General features: G+C 67.5%; 17 protein-coding genes and 1 riboswitch. Of the genes, 9 read left to right on the forward strand and 8 right to left on the reverse strand.

From position 1 onward, the window contains the following. Positions 1 to 164: 164 nt before the first annotated feature. A complete protein-coding gene (locus ACTOWJ_RS01985; protein ID WP_441332893.1) occupies positions 165 to 1580 on the forward strand; it encodes a hypothetical protein in 1416 nt (471 codons plus the stop codon). A gap of 421 nt (positions 1581 to 2001) precedes the next feature. Here the strand turns inward: ACTOWJ_RS01985 and ACTOWJ_RS01990 are convergent, their stop codons facing one another. The 4 genes from ACTOWJ_RS01990 to ACTOWJ_RS02005 are packed head-to-tail and all read right to left on the reverse strand — an operon-like array spanning position 2002 to position 5406. Next, a complete protein-coding gene (locus tag ACTOWJ_RS01990; RefSeq protein ID WP_441332894.1) occupies positions 2002 to 2403 on the reverse strand; it encodes a hypothetical protein in 402 nt (133 codons plus the stop codon). A 32-nt stretch (positions 2404 to 2435) separates the two neighbouring features. Further along, entirely contained in the window at positions 2436 to 3923 is a 1488-nt protein-coding gene (locus ACTOWJ_RS01995; protein ID WP_441332895.1) for a hypothetical protein, read from the reverse strand. Positions 3924 to 3931: 8 nt separating this feature from the next. Beyond that, positions 3932 to 4705, reverse strand: coding sequence for a PP2C family serine/threonine-protein phosphatase (locus ACTOWJ_RS02000; protein ID WP_441332896.1), 774 nt, complete (start codon positions 4703 to 4705; stop codon positions 3932 to 3934). A 17-nt stretch (positions 4706 to 4722) separates the two neighbouring features. Next, positions 4723 to 5406, reverse strand: coding sequence for a vWA domain-containing protein (locus ACTOWJ_RS02005; protein WP_441332897.1), 684 nt, complete (start codon positions 5404 to 5406; stop codon positions 4723 to 4725). Positions 5407 to 5533: 127 nt separating this feature from the next. Between ACTOWJ_RS02005 and ACTOWJ_RS02010 the strand changes: the two genes are divergently transcribed. From ACTOWJ_RS02010 to ACTOWJ_RS02020, 3 genes are all read left to right on the forward strand, one after another. Then, positions 5534 to 6658, forward strand: coding sequence for an aromatic ring-hydroxylating oxygenase subunit alpha (locus ACTOWJ_RS02010; protein WP_441332898.1), 1125 nt, complete (start codon positions 5534 to 5536; stop codon positions 6656 to 6658). 4 nt (positions 6659 to 6662) lie between these two features. Next, positions 6663 to 7985 carry an amino acid permease gene (locus tag ACTOWJ_RS02015; protein WP_441332899.1) on the forward strand — a complete coding sequence of 441 codons (1323 nt, stop codon included), beginning with the start codon at positions 6663 to 6665 and terminating at the stop codon, positions 7983 to 7985. Positions 7986 to 8134: 149 nt separating this feature from the next. Then, positions 8135 to 10225 (forward strand): phosphocholine-specific phospholipase C, encoded by a 2091-nt coding sequence (locus ACTOWJ_RS02020; protein ID WP_441332900.1) that lies wholly within the window; start codon positions 8135 to 8137, stop codon positions 10223 to 10225. A gap of 193 nt (positions 10226 to 10418) precedes the next feature. On the opposite strand, the gene ACTOWJ_RS02025 is transcribed toward ACTOWJ_RS02020, so the two are convergent. The 3 genes from ACTOWJ_RS02025 to ACTOWJ_RS02035 all read right to left on the reverse strand — a co-directional run bounded on the left by ACTOWJ_RS02025 (position 10419) and on the right by ACTOWJ_RS02035 (position 13308). Continuing rightward, entirely contained in the window at positions 10419 to 11342 is a 924-nt protein-coding gene (locus tag ACTOWJ_RS02025) for a siderophore-interacting protein (protein WP_441332901.1), read from the reverse strand. A gap of 239 nt (positions 11343 to 11581) precedes the next feature. Then, on the reverse strand, positions 11582 to 12853 hold the full coding sequence (locus ACTOWJ_RS02030) for a multidrug effflux MFS transporter (protein ID WP_441332902.1): 1272 nt from the start codon (positions 12851 to 12853) through the stop codon (positions 11582 to 11584). After that, positions 12853 to 13308, reverse strand: a complete 456-nt coding sequence (locus ACTOWJ_RS02035; RefSeq protein WP_441332903.1) for a VOC family protein — start codon at positions 13306 to 13308, stop codon at positions 12853 to 12855. Before ACTOWJ_RS02035 ends, ACTOWJ_RS02030 begins: the two co-directional genes overlap by 1 nt. Positions 13309 to 13579: 271 nt before the next feature. After that, positions 13580 to 13677: riboswitch (glycine riboswitch) on the forward strand. Between the two features lie 205 nt (positions 13678 to 13882). On the opposite strand from ACTOWJ_RS02035, the gene gcvP reads away from it, so the two are divergent. Beyond that, positions 13883 to 16741 carry an aminomethyl-transferring glycine dehydrogenase gene (gene gcvP, locus ACTOWJ_RS02040; RefSeq protein ID WP_441332904.1) on the forward strand — a complete coding sequence of 953 codons (2859 nt, stop codon included), beginning with the start codon at positions 13883 to 13885 and terminating at the stop codon, positions 16739 to 16741. 103 nt (positions 16742 to 16844) lie between these two features. On the opposite strand, the gene ACTOWJ_RS02045 is transcribed toward gcvP, so the two are convergent. After that, positions 16845 to 17546: a hypothetical protein gene (locus ACTOWJ_RS02045; RefSeq protein WP_441332905.1), complete on the reverse strand. Its 702-nt coding sequence runs from the start codon at positions 17544 to 17546 to the stop codon at positions 16845 to 16847. A gap of 481 nt (positions 17547 to 18027) precedes the next feature. Here ACTOWJ_RS02045 and ACTOWJ_RS02050 point away from each other — a divergent pair, with 481 nt between their 5' ends. The 4 genes from ACTOWJ_RS02050 to ACTOWJ_RS02065 all read left to right on the forward strand — a co-directional run bounded on the left by ACTOWJ_RS02050 (position 18028) and on the right by ACTOWJ_RS02065 (position 21896). Further along, positions 18028 to 19047, forward strand: coding sequence for a diguanylate cyclase domain-containing protein (locus ACTOWJ_RS02050; protein ID WP_441332906.1), 1020 nt, complete (start codon positions 18028 to 18030; stop codon positions 19045 to 19047). A 193-nt stretch (positions 19048 to 19240) separates the two neighbouring features. Further along, on the forward strand, positions 19241 to 20500 hold the full coding sequence (locus tag ACTOWJ_RS02055) for a sensor histidine kinase (RefSeq protein ID WP_441332907.1): 1260 nt from the start codon (positions 19241 to 19243) through the stop codon (positions 20498 to 20500). Further along, a complete protein-coding gene (locus tag ACTOWJ_RS02060; RefSeq protein WP_441332908.1) occupies positions 20493 to 21290 on the forward strand; it encodes a LytR/AlgR family response regulator transcription factor in 798 nt (265 codons plus the stop codon). Before ACTOWJ_RS02055 ends, ACTOWJ_RS02060 begins: the two co-directional genes overlap by 8 nt. Before the next feature lie 222 nt (positions 21291 to 21512). Further along, the gene (locus ACTOWJ_RS02065; RefSeq protein ID WP_441332909.1) at positions 21513 to 21896 is read left to right on the forward strand and encodes a hypothetical protein; all 384 of its coding nucleotides are present in this window, start codon (positions 21513 to 21515) and stop codon (positions 21894 to 21896) included. The last annotated feature ends 129 nt before the right edge of the window (positions 21897 to 22025 follow it).

Consider the following 22025-nt stretch of genomic DNA (forward strand, 5'->3'; position numbering starts at 1 on the left):
CCGGGAAATCCAACTTCGTAAGGTTGCCGTAAGGCGGTCGGCGGACCGCACGCCCACTGTGCGCTCACCCGGATCGCCGCGTGCCGCGTCCGGGCGCCAAGCCGCCTGGGAGCGCATGGCATCCGGCACGCAACGCCGCCCCGCGGCGATGCAGGAGCCAGGCCATGTCCGAGTCCGAATATCCCTATGTCGCCGGCGACGATTCGCCCGAATCCCAGGACGATGTCGGCCCGCTCTCGCAATTCCGCCACGGCGCCCAGGACCGGCGCCTGCTGGAAGTGGCGCGCCTGGACGCGGGCATCGCCGCCAACACCGACTTCGACGACAAGCCCTGGGGGCTGCTGTACCGCGCGCTGATCGATTCGATCGGCCTGTCGCCGGACGACTTCCAACTGACCTACCCCGCCACCCATTGGGACTGGCCGCGCGCGCAGGCCGGTTTTATCCCGGCGGCGCAGTACGATTTCTGCGCGACCGCGCCGCAATGGAGCGCGATCGGCGCCTACGTCTCCAGCGGCGACACCGTGCATCAGGCCTATCAACAGTTCCTCAACGTGATCCCGGCGCAGACCGAGTACCGCAGCCTGCGCCAGCACCTGCACGACGCCGACGACGCGCTGGTCACCGCGACCAATCACTACACCCTGGCCACTACCGCGGCCGCTTCGTGCTACGCCAATCAGGTCGGCGATCACCCGCCCACCTTCAGCGAGTGGCTCGGCAGCGAGCGCGGACGCAGCTATCAGACCCGCATCATCGCCGCGCAAGTGGCGATGAATCAGGCCCAGGCGCATTACGGCGCGCTGGTCGCGCAGTGCGAACTGCCCGGCCTGGGCGAAGCGCAACGCCGTTGCGGCGATGAGCGCCTCCATGCCCGCTTCGCCGATCTCAATCTGATCCGCCTGCCGAAGGTGCCCGATTGGCGCATCGAGCAGGACGCCGCCGACTGGGTGGCCAAGGTCGAGGCCGGTCAGGGCCCGGCCGGGGTGACCCTGGGCTTCAGCCACCGCGAAGCGCCGTACGACTTCGCCCAGACCTGGGCCGGCCGTCGCGGTCGCGTCCGCCAGTTGTTCTGGCAGGTGCGCATCGACGGCCGCTGGGAACGCATCGACGAATTCGAGTTCGACAACAAGCTGGAACTGTCGCTGGATTTCCAGGCGGTCGATCGGATCGGCATCCGCCCGGGCGAATGGTTCGACGGCGATTTCGCCCGGAGCATGATCGACGGGCCGTTCATGCCCGGCTACAGCCCTTTCGGCGGCGATTCGATCGAGACCCGCGGCCAACCGGTGTTCGGCGAAAAGGGTTTCTTCGGGCTGATCAAGAACGGCATGTGCGTGGGGTACAAGCCTTCGTTCGCGATTCGCACCACCACCTCGACGTTCCGCCGCTTCGTCGATCCGTTCAAGGCCGCGACCGGCCTGCGCATCGGGCCGTTCACCTTCGAAGCCGAAGCCGGCAGCCTGGCCGCCGGCTGGAAGGCCGACGCGGCCACTCAGACTTTTACCGGCACCAGCACTTGCCGGCGTCCGCTGATCATCGGCACGACCGTGTCGGAATTGCCGAACGCACCGGTGTAAGCGCAGCAAACTCCGCGGCTCCCAATCCGCGTGAGTAACCGCACGGGCCAATGCGCGCGGCCAGCGCGTACGCAACGGCCCGAACGATCGGCAGGCATCGCTCAGCGACGGCGATCGCCGCCCATCGTGCGGTCGGTGAGGAACCGGCGCAGGCGCCGGTTCCGGCGATCCGGCCGATGCGCGCCCGGCAGGGGGCCGGCGCGCATCGGTCGGAATTCGCGACCGCTTTCGCCGGGCGACCGGCTTTTGTAAAGGCGTCGACTTCTCTGAGAGAGCTTCGGCTTTTGTGGGAGGGGCTTCAGCCCCGACGCTTTTCGCTCAGCATCGACACCGCTTCGGGGCTGAAGGAAAAGCGTCGGGGCTGAAGCCCCTCTCACAAAAGTCTTCCCACAGCAACTTCTTCCGCTAAAGCCATAACTGCCTAAGAATCCTGCGCCTGCATCGCCGCGCGCGATTCGACTTGCAGCGCCGAGACGGCCTTCTCGCCTTCGCCACGGCGGTTCTCGGCCCAGCGGTAATGCGCGATCAACACCACCAGCACGATCAGCGCGGCCACCGCGGTCATCACGCCCATGTCGAAATCGCGATCCTCGCGCGCGCGCCAGGCCACCGCGATCAGGCTGGGCACGCCGGCCACCACCAATCCCGCGCGGAACCAGCGCTCGGCTTCGGTGTGATACGGCGAAGACAACAGATAACCCAGCACGTCCATCGCCCACATCGGCAGCGACATCACCCAGGCGGTGATCGGCGCCAACACCAGCACGACGAAGAATCCGAGCACCAGCAGCTTCAACAACACGAACCGCGTGGTTACCGGCATGCGTTGCCATCGAGGTGGACGTCCGCGCCAGCTCATCGGTTTTTCAACATCCGCGGCAAGGTCAACACGAAGAGGTAACAGCCGACGACGAAGCCGATCCCGAGAAAGGTCAGCAGCATCGAATTCATCCAGCCGTCCAACGGGGTGCTGGCGGCGCGGCGCAGGCTGGCGTAATAACCCTGGATGAATTGCGCGATGAAAGCGAACGCCAGCGGCAACAGCAAAGCCATGAGCACGCGCATGCGGCTGGCGAAACGCGACATGCGCGTGGGCACCGGCGCATACGACGAATACGCCGGCGGCGCGCCGTACGGCGCGGGCGTCTGCGCCTGAGTCGGCATCGGCATTTGCACCGGCATGGGCGGCGGCGGCGCCGTCGGCAGGTAACCCGGACGGCCGCCGCGCGCGGCCGCGGCGCGCGCCCCGGCGGTCCAACCCATCGGCTGGGGCGTCGCTTTCGGCCGCGGCTTGGCGTTGCGCGCGGTGCGAGTCAACAGTTCGTGGCGCACGCACGAGGCGCAGGCCTGGCCTGCGTAGTGCTGATGCTCGCGATTCTTTCCGCACACCACGATCAGCCCGCGCGAGGGCTGCGCATATGCGCGCAGCGCATCGCCCCATTCGCTCGAACTCGGCCGCGCCGCCGGCGCGTCGCCGAAGGCGCGGTCGAACAGCTCGCGCAATCGCTGCGGCATCATCGCGTGCGCGCTGACCGGGTTGGGCTGCATCGCCGGATTGCCGTCCCGCGAATACGCGTAGCAACGTTCGCGGATGCGTCCAGGCACGTCGGTCGGCACGCGATCGTGCGCGGGCCTGCCGCTGTAGGGATGAATACCGAAGTTCAGCAGTTGGAAGATCACCACCGCCAGCGCGAAGCGATCCTGGGTTTCCTCGCCGGCCTCGTCGAGCGCGCGGATCTGGTATTCCGGCGCCAGATAATCGGGCGTGTACTGCGGCGCGTGGAAACGCCGGCCGCGGCCCTGGATGCTGAAGCCGTCGCAATCGAGCAAGGCGATGTACAACGAAGCGCGGTAGAAGCGCAGGTTCACCGGCTTGAGATCGACCACGTAATGATGCTGCGCATGCAGCGCCGCCAGCACCGAAGCCAGATTGGCCGCCAGCGTGACCTTGTGGCCCAGCCCCACCGGCAAACCTGCGGCGCGCGCCTGGCGCTCCTGCAGCACCTGTTCGACTTCCGAAGTGGAGTCCACGTCCAGCGCCGGCATGGTGAAGCCGATGAAGCGTCCGTGGCCGTCGCGCACCACCGCGTCGGGCCAGGCGATCTGCACGTAGCGCTTGCCGCTTTCCATCTGATCGGGCAGATGCGGGCGCAGTTGCAGCATCGCCTCGATGCGGTCGGTGTAGCTCGGCGGATCGACGCGCGCGTGATAGATCTTGGCCACGCTGTCGGAATCGTCCGGCAGCAGATAGACGCTGCCGGCACCGCCGCTCTTGATCAACGGCCCGAGCCGGCTGCGGCGCGAGCCGATCTGGATGCTGCTGCCGGTGCTGGGACTGCTCATCGCCGGACTCAGCCCCGCAGCGCGATCAGCAAGGTCTTGTCGTCGGAGGTGATGCCATGCGTGCGCGGATCCTCGAGCGTGCCCAATAAGGCCCGGCTGCCCTGCTGCTCATCGACCGAGGCCAGATAGCGCGTCACCGGTTCGAAGAACGGCTGGAACAGGCCGGCGTTGTTCTTCTGCATCGCGAACGGCATGGCGCCGTCGGACATCAGCGCCAGCCGCGCCACCGGCGCGGGCACCGGCAACACCCGCAGTTGCTCGCGCCAGGCATCGCCGGTGACGAAATAGGTTTCGTTGGCGTACTCGCCGTTGGCCGGCAATGACACCACCGGCGCGGCGGCGGTTTCCCCGGCGTCCTCGCACGCCGGTTCGGCCACGCCGATGCCGTCGCCGATATGGAAGAACCAGCCGGCGCGCGCGTCGCCCGCGTAGCCGACCAGGGTGGCGGCGTAACTCGACAGCGGGGCCGAGTCCGCCGCGGCGGTTTCGATCAACGCCTCGCGCGCGGCCTCCACTGCTTGCGCGGCGACGACGAAGAACGCATCGCGGTCGCCGTCCAGCCAATCGGGCTCGCGTTCGAAACGCTCGCCCAAGCGGCGCGCCACCGTGTCGGCGACCAGACGCGAACCCACATCGCTGCGAGAAGCCGAACCCGCACCGTCGCAGACCACCGCCACCAGCGCCTCGCCGTGCGCGTGGAAGGCGCAGGCGTCCTGGCAGGGAATGCCTTTGTCGAGGTGGGAGGTTCCGGTCGCCGATGCCGCGTAGATTCGCCAGCTCATGCCCGCGACCCCGGCGCTCAGGTCGGTACCGCCGACCAGGTGTCGGTGGACGGCAACTGCGCCTGCCCGCCCGGCCGCGACTGCGAGACCACCTGCATGCTCGCGCTGAGCCACAGGAACAGCTCGCGGAACTGCAAACCGTGCAGACGCTTCACGCCGCCGGGACCCTTGCCGCTGAACTGGCCCATGATCGCATCGTCGGCGCTTTCGCCGACCGCGATCGGGAAGATCGCCACCTTGTTGGCGCCCTCGGCTTCGCGCGCGCGATTGGCCGCAGCCTGCCAGGCATCGGTGGGCACGCCGTCGGACATCAGGAACAGCCACGGCCGGGTGTAGGCGATGCCGGCGGCCTTGAAGCGCTGCTTTTCGTTCTCGACCTCGACCAGGGCCAGATCGATCGCGCGGCCGGTCGGCGTGGTGCCGTCGGCTTCGAGCACCGGCGCGCTGAAGTCCATCGCGTCGCACCAGTCGCCGACCACTTCGGCATGGTCGAAACCGCCGTAGCGCACGACCAGCACGCGCACGCGCTTGGCCGCGATCACATCGCCCTTGAGCTCGGTCTCCAACAGCTTCAGACCTTCGTTCAACTGCTGGATCGGCGCGCCCATCATGCTGCCTGAGCAGTCCAGCACCAGGACCAACGGCGTGCGCTGTTCGGTGTTGTCGACCAGGGCGACGTCGGGGATGGCGGATTGATTCATGGCATTCCCTTGCTTTGGATATGGCCCGAGTATAGCCACCCACGGGCCCGGGGGAAGCGGATCGGCGGCCGTAACGGCCCACGGCGGCGGCTTTGCGCCGGCCCCGGCCACGGCGGATACTTCGGCCATGACCGAGCCCGCCGCCAGCGTCATGTCCAGCCTCCGGCCCGAGCGCGCCGATCTCGCGCCGCAACCGCTGAGCCACGCCACCGCCCTGCCCGCGCGCTATTACGTCGAGCCCGGCATGGCCGCGCTGGACCGCGCGGCGGTTTTCGATCGCGGCTGGCAATTGCTCGCCCACCTGTGCCAGCTGCGCGATGCCGGCGATCACGTGGTCGCCGACTTCGCCGGACTGCCGGTGATCGCGGTGCGCGGCGGCGACGGCGAGATTCGGGTGTTCCACAACGTCTGCCGCCATCGCGCCGGACCAATCGCCAGTTGCGACGGCCTGGCCGCGCGCTCGCTGCGCTGCCGCTACCACGGCTGGACCTACAGCCTGGACGGCGTGCTGCGTTCGGCGCCGGAAATGAATCACGCCCCGGATTTCAATCCAACCGACATCCGTCTGCCGCAATTGCTGGTTCACGTGTGGCAAGGACTGGTATTCGCCGCCTCCATCGATACGACGCTGGCCTTCGACGAATTTGTCGCAGGCATCGCCGAACGCATCGGCGAGGCCCGCGATCTGCCCGGTTACGGCCACCACCACCGGGTCGGTTACAACGTGGCCTGCAACTGGAAGGTCTACATCGACAACTACCTGGAGGGCTATCACGTCCCGCACATCCATCCCGGCCTCAACCGCCTGCTGGATTACCGCAGCTACATCACCGAAACCGCGCGCTGGTACTCCTATCAGTGGAGCCCGCTGGAAAGCGGCGACGGTTTGTACGGCAGCGGCGACGCGCTGTACTACTGGATGTGGCCCAACACCATGCTCAACATCCTGCCCGGCCGCCTGCAGACCAATCGCGTGGTGCCGCTCGGCGCGGACCGCTGCCGGGTCGAGTTCGATTTCTACTACACCCCCGACGAGTCGGGCGAAGCGCGGGCAAGGCGCGAGGCCGATCTGGCCTTCAGCGATGAGGTGCAGTTGGAAGATCTGACCATCTGCGAAGACGTGCAGCGCGGGCTCGCTTCGGGTTCTTACGCCGCCGGCCGCCTGAACCCGCTGCGCGAGAACGCCGTGCATCATTTCCAGGAACTGTTGCGCGAAGCCTATCGCGCGGCGTTTGCCGCGGCACGGGACTGAGGCCTTGAACGCCGGCGGCTTCGAGCAAGACGCACCGGCACCGGCATCCTCCTCCAGCGTTCGCGCGCGGCCGCCGCTCGGCCTGTGGGCGGCGATCGCGCTCGTGATCGGCAACATGATCGGCAGCGGCGTGTTCCTGCTGCCGGCGGCGCTGGCGCCCTACGGCGGCACCAGCCTGATCGGCTGGGCGATCACCTTGTGCGGCGCGCTGCTGCTGGCTTTCACCTTCGCGCGCATGGCCATGCGCTGGCCGCACAGCGGCGGTCCTTACACCTATGCGTATCGCGCGTTCGGCGACACGATCGGCTTCATCGTGGCGTGGAGTTACTGGATTTCGATCTGGTGCGCCAACGCGGCCATCGCGATCGCCTTCGCCGGCAGCCTCGGCGCGCTGCTGCCGGCGCTGACCGCCACGCCCGCGCGCGCGGCGGCCTGCGCGCTGGGCGCGTTGTGGCTGTGCACCGCGATCAATCTGCTGGGCGTGCGCGAAGCCGGACGCGTGCAGATCGTCGCCACCACCTTGAAGCTGCTGCCGCTGCTGCTGTTCGGCGCGATCGCGTTGTGGTGGCTGGAGCCGGCGCGCGCGTTCCGGCCGTTCAATCCCAGCGGGCAATCGTTGGCGCAGGCCGCGCACGCGACCGCGGCGCTGACCTTGTGGGCGCTGCTCGGCCTGGAAGCCGCGACCGTGCCGGCGGGCTCGATCGAAAACCCGGAACGCAACGTGCCGCGCGCGACCGTGTTCGGAACCTTGCTGGCCGGCATCGCGACCGTGCTGGCCTGCACCGTGGTGGTAGGTCTGTTGCCGATCGACAGTTTGCGGCAATCGCAATCGCCGATGGCCGACGCCGCCGCGATGCTGTGGGGATCCAATGCGGGACTGGCGCTGGCCGCGGTCTCGGCGGTGTCGTGCCTGGGCGCGCTCAACGGCTGGACCTTGCTGTCGGGGCAGTTGCCGCTGGCGGCTGCGCGCGACCGGGTGTTTCCGCAATGGTTCGCCCGCCTCGACCGGCGCGGCACGCCCTGGCTCGGCGTGCTGATCGGCAGCACGCTCGCCTCGATGCTGGTGCTGGCCAACTTCAGCCGCTCGCTGGTGCAGGTGTTCGTGTTCTCGATCCTGCTCTCGACCGCGGCCACCTTGCTGCCCTACGTCGCCGGCAGCGCGGCCTGGCTGTTGCGCGGCAAAGGACGCAGCCGCATCGTCGCCGGCTTCGCCCTCGCGTTCAGTCTTTACGCGCTGGCGGGTATCGGCGCCGAGGCGCTGATCTGGGGCGCGGTGCTGGTCGTCGCCGGTCTGCCTGTTCATCTGATCCTGCGGCTGCGACGCTGATCGCAAGCTTCCGCGCGTCAGCGCACAAGTCTGCGCACCAGTCGGTAAGCGGTCACGGCAATGCCATCTGCGCGCAGCACGCTGCCGGTGCGGTCGCCCACCGCTTCCCCCCAGCCACCGCTTTCGAGCGGAATTCTCGCCCGGATCCCATGACCGACCAACACGACTCCCAGCGCCGCAACTTCCTGCGCGGCGCCGCCGGCGCCACCGCCGCCGGCCTCGCCCTGAACCTGTTCCCGCCCGCGATCCAGAAGGCCCTGGCCATTCCCGCCGCGCGCGTCACCGGCACCATCCGCGACGTCAAGCACGTGGTGATCCTGATGCAGGAGAACCGCTCGTTCGACCATTACTTCGGCGCGATGCGCGGCGTGCGCGGGTTCGGCGATCGCTTCCCGATTCCGCTGCCCAGCGGCAAGCCGGTGTGGCAGCAGACCACCACCCAAGGCCGCGAGATCCAGCCGTACCACATCGATACCAAGACCACGAGCGCACAGCGCATCGGCGGTACGCCGCACACCTGGCCCGACGCCCAGGCCGCCTGGAATAACGGCCTGATGGACAAGTGGCTGCCGGCCAAGACCGAGCGCTCGCTCGGCCATTACCGCCAGGCCGACATCCCGTTCCAGTACGCGTTGGCCAACGCGTTCACCCTGTGCGACGCCTATCACTGCTCGCAGCAGACCGGCACCAATCCCAATCGCCTGTTCCTGTGGACCGGCACCAACAACCCGGCCGCCGATCGCGGCGGCCCGGCCATCGTCAACACCTTCGACGACGGCGGCCCGGCCAGCGAAGGCTATTTCTGGACCACCTACCCCGAGCGGCTGGAACGCGCCGGCGTGAGTTGGAAGCTGTACCAGGACATGGACGACAACTTCTCAGACAATCCGCTGGAAGGTTTCCGTCAGTTCCGCGCGGCCGCGCCGGGTTCGGCGCTGGCCGAGAAAGCGCTCAAAACCTGGACCCTGGAAGACCTGGCCGCCGACGTGCGCAGCGGCCAGTTGCCGCAAGTGTCGTGGCTGGTCGCGCCGGCCAAGTACTCCGAGCATCCCGGTCCGTCGGCGCCGATCTGGGGCGCGGACTACACCGCGCGTGTGCTCGAAGCGCTCACCGCCGATCCGGCGGTCTGGGCCAGCACGGTGCTGATCGTCAACTTCGACGAGAACGACGGCTTCTTCGACCACGTGCCGCCGCCCGCGCCGCCGTCGCTGGACGCGCAGCGCAATCCGATCGGCGGCTCCACCGTGGAGCTGCGCGGCGAGCACCACTTCGCGCGCAGCGGTCCCTCGCACGGCAGCTCCAGCGATCCGACGATCTACTACGACCGTCCCTATGGCCTGGGCCCGCGCGTGCCGATGTACGCGATCTCGCCGTGGAGCCGCGGCGGCTGGATCAATTCGCAGGTGTTCGACCACACCTCGGTGATCCGTTTCCTGGAAAAACGCTTCGGCGTGGTCGAACCCAACATCAGCGCGTGGCGTCGCGCGGTCTGCGGCGATCTGACCACCGCGTTCAATTTCTTCGATCCCAATCACGAGCCGATCCCCAACCTGCCCGATACCGGCGACGCCGATCGCATCGTCGCCGAGCAAAGCCGCCTGCCCGCGCCGAAGCCACCGGCGGTGTCCGGCGCGCCGCAACAGGAACGCGGCATCAAGCCCTCGCGCGCCCTGCCCTACGACCTGCAGGTCGGCGAACGCGTCGACCGCGACGCGCGCCGGCTGCGGCTGAGCTTCGCCAACACCGGCCGGGTCGCGGCGGTATTCCATGTCTACGACCTGCTCGACCCGAACGCGATTCCGCGCCGCTACACGGTCGAGCCGGGCAAGTCGCTGCACGGCGACTGGAGCTTGAACACCGACGGCGCGCGCGCCTACGCCTTGCAGGTGTTCGCGCCGAACGGTTTCTTCCGCGAGTTCCGCGGATCGTTGAACGGCGTCAACCCGACCGTGACCACGATGCCCGACCTGCGCCTGCGTCGCCGCAAGCTGATCCTGGCGCTGCGCAATCCCAACCGCAAACCGCTGCGGCTCGACGTCGCCGACCAGTACGGGCTGTACGAGTCGCGGCTGGAGCGGCTGGGCGCGGGCGCGGTGCGCTATCGCGCGATCCGGCTCGACGAAAGCCAACAGTGGTACGACTTCGTGATCACCGACGCCAACGATCCGGAGTACTACCGCCGCCTCGGCGGACGCCTGGAAACCGGCGAGCACGGGATCACCGATCCGGGTTTGATCTGAGCCGATCGCATCGCGCCCAACGCTCCGCCCTTTGAAACCCGCCCCTTAGAAACCCACCAGCGCTTCCCCCCTTTGAAAAAGGGGGTCAGGGGGATTTGCTCTTGCTCCGCAATCGCCACACCGCAAGTAAAGCTTTCGCGTCGGATTGCGTACTACATGGCAGCCCGCCCTTTTCTCCGGCCAACGATCCACCTCACTCCAACACTCGGCCCTTGCGCCAATACCCCATGAAGCTGATCGCCGATTTGGCGAAGCCGCGCTCGCCGACCAGATGGCGGCGGATCGCCATCACCGCGCCGGCCTCGCCGGCGATCCAGGCATAGAAACTCGACGCGGTCGCCGCGGCTTGTTCCCAGAGGATTTCGCGGTCGATATCGACCTCGCTCAGCGGCCGCTCGGCGCCGTCATCGTTATCGTCGTCGTTGGCAGGCGGCTGCAAGCGCGCCGCGCGGATCGCGTCGATCAGGCGCTGGCCATAATCGGCCGACTCGGCGAATGCGTGCGCCGCGCGCGGCAGCCAGACGATCTGCATATCGTCCGGACCCACCAGCTCGATCACGTCGGCGCCCAACGGCACCTCGATGTAGGCGCGCACCTTGGGCGGACGCGGCAACCGGGTCAGCGATTCGAGAATGCCGGCCACCGCCGGCAACGCGGTTTCGTCCGCGATCAGCAATACCTCGCGCGCGTCCCGCGGCGGGTTCCATTCCACGCCGCCCGAGTCGGCCTCGTCGGCGTGCGGCGCCAGCAGCACCACCCGATCGCCCGGCCGCGCACGCGAGGCCCAGCGCGAGGCCGGGCCGGCATCGCCGTGCGCGGCGAAATCCACGTCCATCTCGCCTTGCTCGCAACGCAGCGCGCGCACCGTGTAGGTCCGCATCGGCGCGCGCGAAACCTCGCTTTGATTGCGGTATCGCGCATACCAGTCCTCGCCGCGCGGCACGGCCAGCTCGCCGGCGGCGTTGGGGAAGAAGATCTTGATGCGCTGATCGGGACCGAAACTGCGCGCCTGATCAAGAGCGTCGGCCGCGAACACGAACCGCACCATCGACGGACTCAACTCGATGCGCTCGCGCACCGACACGTCGAACAAACGAAACGAAATACCCTGCGCCATGAGCGGCTCCTCAACAAGAGCGGATGCACATGGCTGGGGCGCGTCGACGCAACCTGGCTGCCGTGCGGCGCCTTGCGCGCCGCCCAGCCAGCTTAGTCCTCCGCGACCTTGGTGGACTTGCCAGACTTGGCCGAATCTTCGTTTGCGACCGTAGGAGCGGCGCAAGCCGCGACCACGACATCGCGCTTACGACGCGACCGGCGACCCCGCGGTCGCGGCTCGCGCCGCTCCTACAGGGGTTACAACGAATCCTGCGGTTCGACGACGACCGCGTTCTCGGGCAGCCGCGCGCAGGCGGTCTTGGACACCGACGCCTCCCAGCGCCAGAAGCCCCAGGCCACGGCGGTCAGCACCGAGGCGGCGATCGCCAGATGCAGCGCGCTGTCGCTGAGCAAGGGCGAGATCACCCCGGCCAGCACCGCGTTGACCACCAGGCCGGAGAACGCCTGCAACGACGAGGCCGAGCCGCGCTGATGCGGGTACATGTCCAGGATCGACAAGGTCACGATCGGAAACACCAGGGCGATGCCGAACGCGCCGACGCACATCGGGACGACCGCCCACGGCACCTGCGGCGCATCGGTCCACAGGTTGTAGCCCAGGTTGATCGCCAGGGCGAGCGCGCAGAACGCGAAACCGAAGTTGACCAGGCGGTCGCCGCTGACCTTGCCGGCCGCGCGCCCGGACACGAACGAGCCCAGCACCATGCCGCCGATGGTCGGCACGAAGAACCAGGCGAACTCGCGTTCGTTGAGCTTGAGGATGTCGAGCACGAACGCCGGCGCCGAGGCGATGTAGAGAAACAACGCACCGAAGTTGAACGCGCCCGCCGCGGTCAGGCGCTGGAAGCGCGGGTTGAGGAAGATCGCGACGTAATCGCGCAGCAGCCGCTTGGGCTTGAGCGCCAACCGCGCCTGCGGCGGATGGGTTTCGGGCAGCATGAAGATCACCGCGGCCAGCAACAGCACCGAGAAACCGACCAGGAACCAGAAGATCGCCGGCCAGTGCGCCCAGCCCAGGATCCAGCCGCCGATGATCGGCGCGATCGCCGGGGCGATGCCGAAGATCATCATCACCTGGCTCATCAGCCGCTGCGCATCGTCGCCGTGCAGCACGTCGCGGATCACCGCGCGCCCGACGATCAGGCCAACCCCCGCCGACAGCCCTTGTACCGCGCGAAAGAAAAGCAAAGTAGGCAGTTCTTCGGACAACGCACAAGCCACCGAAGCCAACGTAAACACCGCCAACCCACCGATGATCACCCGCCGCCGCCCGATCGCATCCGACAGCGGCCCATGCACCACGCTCATCAGCGCATACGCCACCAGGTACACGCTGATGGTCTGCTGCATCTCCAGCTTGTCCGCGCCGAGCTCGGCGCCCATCGCCGGAAACGCCGGGAAGATGGTGTCGATGGAAAACGGCCCGAACATCGCCAGGCCGCCGAGCAACAGGGCCAACCGGCGCAACGACAAGGAACTCTTCGCGGGGATTGCGGCGGTATCGCTCATCAGCTCGCTGCTTGAGGGGAATGGGAGGCGACCGGCGGCGAGTCCGGCGGGCCTTTGAGCTCGACGAGATTGCCTTCCGGATCGAACAGATATTGCGAGGGGCCCTCGCCTTCAGCCCCGTAGCGCGAACCGAACTCGCTCAGGCGCACGCCGTGGGCTTGCAAGTGGGCGACGACGGCCTCGCGATCGAACGGTTCCGCGCGCAGGCACAGGTGGTCCATGTTGTGGCCTTCCGAACCCGGCGCAGCGCCGCCGTTGCGGCCGAGCTTGCCTTCGACGTCGACCAGGTCGATCAGCGACTGACCGGCGCGCAGCTGCACCAAACCGATCGCGTCCTGGCGCCGCTCGACGGTGCAGCCGAGCACCTCGCAGTAGAAAACGATCATCGCCGCGATGTCGCGCACGCGCAGGACCACATGATCGAGTTGCAGCAATTGGAACGGTCGCGCGCTCATGGCCGGACCTCCTTGCATGAACAGGGGCGACAGCATACTCCCGTGCAGTTCGCCGCATGGATGGCGGATTTGTTTCGATCTGTCCTCCCGCTGCGCTATAGCCTGGGCCGCCCCTGTAGGAGCGGCGCGAGCCGCGACCGCGGAGCGGCCGGTCGCGTCGTATGCGTGGTTTCGCGGTCGCGGCTCGCGCCGCTCCTACAGGGGCGGGGGCGGTCGCGGATTCAGCCGGCGCCGCCCTTACCGGGTCGAAACGGCTATAATCGCCGCCTTGAAACACGCGGTGGGAGAAGCGGTCCCGGTCCCAAGGCCCGGCCCGCTGCCGAAGGCGCAACGCCCGTAATCGCTCAGGCTCTATACCGCCGCGTGTACAAAACTCTGGAGAGACCGCCCGTCCTGGCAAAATCGGGCGGAACCGGCGCCGAAGGGGCACGAAGCGAGCGCGGACAGGAGCGGCCCCAGCGGCCAACCCCTCCCCTAGCTGCCTGACCGCAGCACGCTTTTAAACTCTCAGGCAAAAGGACAGAGGGGCGCCTCGCGTGCGGCACCGCACGTCGCCTTAGGACGCCCCCTGCCCATGACCAACGTATCCCTGCGCGATCTCGAGCACCACGACGCCTTCATCGAGCGCCACATCGGCCCCAACGACGCCGAGATCGGCCACATGCTGGGCAAGGTCGGCTACGACTCACTCGAAGCGCTGACCAACGCCATCGTCCCGGGCTCGATCAAATCGACCCAGCCGCTGGCCCTGCCGGCCGCGATCAGCGAAGTCGAGGCGCTGGCCAAGATCCGCGCCATCGCCACCCAGAACAAAGTCTTCCGCAGCTTCATCGGCCGCGGTTACTACGGCACCCACACCCCGAACGTCATCCTGCGCAACATCCTGGAGAACCCGGCGTGGTACACGGCCTACACGCCGTACCAGGCCGAGATTTCGCAGGGCCGCATGGAAGCGCTGATCAATTTCCAGACCATGGTCGCCGACCTGACCGGGATGGAGATCGCCAACGCATCCTTGCTCGACGAAGGCACCGCCGCCGCCGAAGCGATGACCCTGGCCAAGCGTTCGGCCAAGTCGAAGTCGAACGTGTTCTTCGTCTCCAAGAACATTCACCCGCAGACCCTGGAAGTGCTGCGCACCCGCGCCGAGCCGCTGGAGATCGAGTTACAAATCGGCGACGACGCCGAAGCGGCCACGGTCGACGCCTACGGCGCGCTGCTGCAATACCCCGACACCTTCGGCGGCGTGCACGACTACCAGGCCGTGTCCGACGCGGTGCATGCGCGCGGCGGCATCGTCGCGGTCGCCAGCGACCTGCTCGCGCTGACCCTGCTCAAGGCGCCGGGCGAATTCGGCGCCGACATCGTGGTCGGCAACACCCAGCGCTTCGGCGTGCCGTTCGGCTTCGGCGGCCCGCACGCCGGCTTCATGGCCTGCCGCGATGCGTACAAGCGCTCGATGCCCGGCCGCCTGATCGGCGTGTCGGTCGACACCGACGGCAAGCCGGCTTACCGCCTGACCCTGCAGACCCGCGAGCAGCACATCCGCCGCGAGAAGGCCACCTCCAACATCTGCACCGCGCAGGTGCTGCTGGCGGTGATGGCGAGCATGTACGCGGTCTACCACGGCCCCGACGGCCTGACCCGCATCGCCCGCCGCGTCCACCGCCAAGCCGCGATCCTCGCCGCCGCGCTGCGCAAGGCCGGCGTCACCGTCGCCGACGGTTTCTTCGACACCTTGCACATCAGCGGCGTCGATGCCGATGCGCTGCACGCCAAGGCGAGCGTGGCCGGCATCAACCTGCGTCCCATCGATGCGAGCCGCCTGGGCCTGAGCCTGGACGAAACCGTCAACCGAGAAGACCTGATCGCGCTGGCCGGCCTGTTCGGCGCCGCGCTCGATATCGATGCGCTGGATAAATCCACCGCCGATGCGATTCCGGCTTCGCTGGTGCGTCAGTCCTCGTTCCTGCAGCACCCGGTGTTCAACACCCACCACAGCGAACACGAGCTGCTGCGCTACATGCGCTCGCTGGCCGACAAGGATCTGGCGATGGATCGCACCATGATCCCGCTGGGCAGCTGCACGATGAAGCTCAACGCCACCGCCGAGATGATCCCGGTCACCTGGCCGGAGTTCGGCAACATCCATCCGCTCGCCCCGGCCGTGCAGACCACCGGCTACAAGCAGCTGATCGACGAACTCGAAGCGATGCTGGTCGAGTGCACCGGCTACGACTCGGTCAGCCTGCAGCCCAACTCCGGCGCGCAGGGCGAGTACGCCGGCCTGCTGGCGATCCGCGCGTATCACCACTCGCGCGGCGAAAGCCATCGCGACATCTGCCTGATCCCGGATTCGGCGCACGGCACCAACCCGGCCTCGGCGCAGATGTGCGGCATGACCGTGGTGGTCACCAAGACCGACAGCAACGGCAACGTCGATGTCGATGACATCCGCCGCAATGCCGAGAAGTACAGCGACCGTCTGGCCGCAATCATGATGACCTACCCGTCCACGCACGGCGTGTTCGAGGAAGAAGTCGTCGAGATCTGCGAGATCATCCACAAGCACGGCGGCCAGGTGTATACCGACGGCGCCAACATGAACGCCCTGGTCGGCGTGGCCAAGCCCGGCAAGTGGGGCTCGGACGTCTCGCACCTCAACCTGCACAAGACCTTCTGCATCCCGCACGGCGGCGGCGGCCCCGGCGTCGGCCCCTGCGCGGTCAAGTCGCACCTCGCGCCGTTCCTGCCGAAGACGGTCGATGGCGAAGGCGTGGTCGGAATGGTCAGCGCGGCGAGCTTCGGCTCGGCGAGCATCCTGCCGATCTCGTGGATGTACATCACCCTGATGGGCACCCAGGGCCTGCGCAAGGCCACCCAGGTCGCCCTGCTCAACGCCAACTACATCGCCAAGCGTCTGGAATCGCATTACGAAACGCTCTACACCGGCCGCAACGGTCTGGTCGCGCACGAGTGCATCCTCGACCTGCGCCCGATCAAGGACGCCACCGGCATCAGCGCCGAGGACGTGGCCAAGCGCCTGATCGACTTCGGCTTCCACGCTCCGACCCTGAGCTTCCCGGTCGCCGGCACCTTGATGGTCGAACCGACCGAGAGCGAATCGCAGCACGAACTGGACCGCTTCATCGACGCGATGATCCAGATCCGCGACGAAATCCGCGCGGTCGAGGACGGCCGCCTGGATCGCGAAGACAATCCCTTGAAGCACGCCCCGCACACCGCGACGCAAGTCACCGCGAGCGAATGGACCCACGCCTACCCGCGCGAACTGGCCGCCTTCCCGCTGCCCTCGCTGAAGCTGCAGAAGTACTGGCCGCCGGTGTCGCGGGTGGACAACGTGTATGGCGACAAGAACGTGATGTGCGCTTGCATTCCGATCGATGCATACAGGGAAGAAGTCGAGGCCTGAACCTCGCGACGCGCTTCGCGACCGCTGTAAAAAAGGCCCCGCACTCGCGGGGCCTTTTTCTTTTCCTCGTCAGCCGGTCGGCGTTCCGTGCACCGCACCGGACTCAGGCTCCAGGTCTGAAGCCGGTGACGAGTATAAGCAACACGCCCACCACCATGATGATCCCGTTGCGCACGGTCGTCAGAGGACGCAGCAAGGTGTTGAGCACGCGGTTGCGCGCCAGCGTCCCATCGTCGATGACGTCGACGATTGTCGCGTTCGTACCCCACGGCCACGGCGTGAGGTCAACGCCCTGATATTCACCGCGACTGTTCGCCGGATACCGACGACCCTTCAGATCGGCCTGCCAGGCCATATACAGCGACGGCTCGAAGTTGCCACTGACGATTCCGTTCGATGGGATAAATCCGAGATCGGCCAAGGCGCGCCGCCCCTCCTGCGGCAGGACGCTTTCGGTTTTCGGAGCGGTCACATCATAGCCGCCGATATTGACCGCCAGCGACGCGCTCGCCGCGCCCGCGGAGTCGACGCGGACCTCGCCCAGATCGATGCTTTTCAGATCCACCGTCGTATGAGGCTGCGACTGCGACACCACCGGCGGCAGATCGTTCAGGCGGTTGGCAGGCAGAACGAATTCGAAATCGTACCGCTGGGTCCGCAACAACAAGCGGTCGCCGGACCGGTTCAACTTGAGCGCGACGATCTCCTCATCGCGGCTCCAGGATTCTTCCTGGAAATCCGGCACCAGAAACGAGATGCCGGCAAGGGCCACCACGGCGATCGCTATTTTCTTCCACAACTTCATTGCATATCCGTCATCTTTGGCTGCCGCCGTGAGTGCGGTCCCAGGCCAGATCCGCGTCTTCCTCGGGAAGGCCCCGCTGCATCAACGCATGCCGCACCCGATCGGGTGACGTGCGACGGCAGGTCGATATCCAATGCGGAATGATCCGTCGAAGCAGGCGACATGCTCCAGCCCTCCGTGGGCGCTCTGCCCGCCGATCGCGTGGTGATGCGCGTCGCGCAGCTTAGTCGCCGTGCGCGGCCACCGACAAGACGTCACCCGCACCCTGGAGCACAGTCTTAATCGGTCGATGCCGAGACCATCGAGCAGGCGCGCGCACCGGTGCCGGCATTTCGACAACACCATCCACGCGCGACCCTGCGAAGCCTACTGGCCCGCCTGAGCGGCGCGGTCCGCCACCCCGCCTGAATGCGGCCCCAGACCAGCAGGCCATGAGCGTTGTGGACGATATAATCCCGCCATCGCCGGGGGGGTGATCGCAATGAACCTGCAGGAACCGCAAACGCAGGCGTTCTCCGAGCGTCTGCTGAAAGTCATCCAGACCCAGACCGAGATCGCCAAGCTCGGCCTGGATCTGGGCGGTGTGATGGGCCTGGTCGCCAACCGCGCGCAAGAGCTCACCGGCGCGGTCGGCGCGGTGGTCGAGCTGGCCGAGGGCGAGGACATGGTCTATCGCGCCGCATCGGGCATCGCCGAATCCAGCCTGGGCATGCGTCTGCGCCGCGAGGCCAGCCTGTCGGGCCATTGCGTCGCCGCCGGCCAGCCGCTGCGCTGCGACGATTCGGAAACCGATCCGCGGGTCGATCTGCAAGCCTGCCGAGCGGTCGGCCTGCGATCGATGATCGTGGTCCCGCTCAAGCATCACGACTCGGTGGTCGGCGTGCTCAAGGTGATGGCGCGCGAGCCGTCGGCGTTCGATGACGAATATCTGCATTTGCTCGACCTGATGTCGGGCCTGATCGCCGCGGCCATGTACCACGCGGCCAAGTACGAAACCAACGAGTTGTTCTATCAGGCCACCCACGATGCCTTGACCGGCCTGCCCAACCGCGCGCTGTTCTACGATCGCCTGCGCCACAACCTGGCCCAGGCGCATCGCGAATCGCGCCGCATCGGCATCCTCAACCTCGATATGGACGGGCTCAAGCCGGTCAACGATCAACTCGGCCATCGCGCCGGCGACGCGGCCATCCGCGAGTTCGCCGAACGCATGAAGCAGCTCGCGCGCGCCGGCGACACGGTGGCGCGGGTCGGCGGCGACGAGTTCGCGGTGATCCTGCCGCGCATCGAACACCGCGAAGGCGTCGCCGCGCAGGCCGCGCGTCTGGCGCAGTCGCTGCGCTTCGCCTTCGAGTTCGAACAGCGCCCGATCGCGCTCGACGCGAGCATCGGCTGCGCGATCTATCCCGACGACGGCGAAGAATTGACCGAGTTGCTGGAGAAGGCCGATCAGGCGATGTACCGGATGAAGCGCTCGAAGAAGGCCGACGCGGCCGGCTGAACCCGCCCGCCGATAACGCGCTTTCGTACCCCCGGACCGGTCGCCCCCGGCGCGGGGCCTCCCACGGCCCGGCTTCGCTCCGCGCCGGCGCCGTTTCGTCGCCGCCGGTCCCGGCTTCGTCGCGCGCCCTCTTCCACTTCGGCCGCGGCGTTCTATTCTGGCCTTCATCCGCCGACACCCTATCGGACGCCCCGTGATCCGCAGCCTGTTCTTCGTCGCCCGCCTCGCCGCCGCATGGTTCGGCCTGTTCGTCGTGCTCGCCCTGATCGCCTCGGCGATTCCGGTCGTGCGCAACCAGGACACCGGCGCGCTGTTCATGGTGGCGACGATCGTGTCGATCGTAGTGGCCATCACCGCCTTCGCCCACCTGCGCCGAGTGCGCCTGATCGCTGGACGCGTCGACGCCAGCACCATCGCCAACCGCCAACGGCGCCAGATCGAAGTACCGCTGGATGCGGACGAAACCTTCCACCTGCTCGATGCGGCGATTCGCGAACTGCCGCGCACCCAGCAAGTGGAGAGCGCGCGCGACAGCCTGCAGGTGCGCGCCAAGCTCGACAATCCGGATGCCGGCAACCCCAACCCGTTCGGGCCGAACAATCTTCACCACTGGTGGATGAGCGCGACCCGCAATCAGATCCTCGCCACCGTCGCGCCCGACGGCGACACCAGCCGCATCACCCTGATCTGCGAGCCGGAAACCGGCGCCTGGAGCGATTGGTTCCGGGTCGATCACGGCGCCAACCTGGAAAACGCCGAGGGCATCGTCCGCGCGATCAACCGCCGCATCGCCGAACGCCACCGCAACGAACGCGCCGACGCCGCGCGCACCGCGACCGAAAAGGAACTGGCGGTGGCCAAGCTGAGCCTGCTGCACGCTCAGGTCGAACCGCACTTTCTCTACAACACCCTGGCCAGCGCGCAATACCTCACCCGCAACGATCCGCCGCTCGCCGACGAGATGCTCGGCCATCTGATCGAGTTCCTGCGCCGCTCGTTGCCGCGCACCGAGGATGCGCTGTCCACGCTGGGCGATGAGTTGGACCGCTCGCGCGCTTATCTGGAGATCCTCAAGCTGCGCATGGGCACGCGCCTGGCCTTGCAACTGGAGGTGCCCGAAGACCTGCGCGGGATCGAGCTGCCGCCGATGATCCTGCAGACCCTGGTGGAGAACGCGATCAAACACGGCCTGGAGCCCAAGCCCGGCGGCGGCACGGTGTGGATCCTGGCGCGGCGCGAGCAAGATTCGGTCGCCGTCACCGTCGCCGACGACGGCCTGGGCTTCAATGCCTTGAATGCCGGCACCGGCATCGGCCTGCGCAACGTGCGCGAGCGCTTGCAACTGGTCTACGGCCCTCGCGCGCAGTTATCCATCGTCGCCAACTTCCCCAACGGCATCGCCGCCACCATCGTCGTGCCGGCGCCGCCGAGCCCGGAGAGTTCCCGTGTCTGATTCCCCCGCCATCGCGCCGGCGTTGACCGCCCTGGTCGCCGAAGACGAAACGCTGCTGCGCCAGGCCTTGATCGAGGCGCTGCAGGCGGGCTGGCCGCAGTTGCGCATCGTCGCCGAATGCGAGGACGGCGCCGACGCACTCGAAGCGCTGGCCGAACACCGTCCCGACGTCGCCTTCCTCGATATCCGCATGCCCGGCCTGACCGGCCTGGACTTGGCGGCGGCGATTCCCGAGGTCAGCCCGCATACCCAGATCGTGTTCGTGACCGCTTACGACCAGCACGCCATCGATGCCTTCGAACATGGCGCGATCGACTATCTGCTCAAGCCGGTCACTCCCGAGCGCCTGGCGATCACCATGCAGCGACTGCAAGCGCGGCGCAGCGCCGGCCAGGACGAACGCGACGCGCTGACCGATCTGGCTCAGCGTCTGGCCGCGAGCCAGGCCAAGCGCGAGGAGAAACCCGCGCTGACCTGGATCACCGCCAGCGCCGGGCGCGAAACCCGGCTGATCCTGGTCGACGACGTCGCCTACTTCCGCGCCGACAACAAATACACCACGGTCGTCACCGCCGAGGGCGAAGCCTTGTTGCGCAAACCGATCCGCGAATTGCTCGATGTACTCGACGGCGCGCGCTTCAAGCAGATCCACCGTTCCACCATCGTCAACCTCAAGGCCATCGCGGGCATCGTCCGCGACGACAGCGGCAAGGGCACGGTACGCCTGCGCAACCGGCCCGAAACGCTGACCGTCAGCCAGCCGTTCATGGCCTTGTTCAAGACGATGTAACCGTCCCGGCACCGGCCGCGGGACGGCCGCGATCGGGTCACAACCGCGCTGTCGGGCACGTCTGATTCCACGACGCCGACAGCCGGCGCGACAACTCGAACACGACGCTCAGCCGCGCCGCATCCCGGCGCGGCCAGGCCCGGTATCGCCTGCGCGTCGTCGCGGCCATCGCGCGCGACGGGCTCAGCACCAAGCTCATTCAAGCAGACCAAGGAGTCGGACATGCGTAACATGATGGCCCTGCTGTACTACCTGTGCGCCCTGCTCGGTTGCGACGTAGGCGGGACCACGATCGTTCACCGCGCCAACGTCGATGGCGTCGACGTCATCGACAGCCGGGTCCGGGTCAGCGAACAGATCGCCAAGTTCGAATGCCGCGCCAGCCGCAGCGGCCATTGCCACTACGCCTTGTTCCGCTCCGACTGCGCCGCCAAGGCGAGCGCCGCGGCCGCATCGCGGACCGTCTGCGTGGGCCGGCCGTTCGAGCGCTTCGATCTGGAGGCCGGCGGCGCGCGCGAGATCATCGACATCGCGCCGGGATTCGACGTCTGCGTGAGCGACAAGGACCAGACGACGGGGCCGGACTGCAAACCCACGTCCGCGTGATGTCGCCGTGGGCCGCCGCGCGCGTATCTCGCGGCAGGACGGCCGGCCTCGCCTGACGGCGCTGGCCGCCCTGGCCGCGTGCCGACGTTCAGCATCCGCCGCGCAGGCCCGAATGTTTCATCTCTGCAA

Source organism: Lysobacter sp. CA199, assembly GCF_052078715.1.
Taxonomy (GTDB): Bacteria; Pseudomonadota; Gammaproteobacteria; order Xanthomonadales; family Xanthomonadaceae; genus Lysobacter.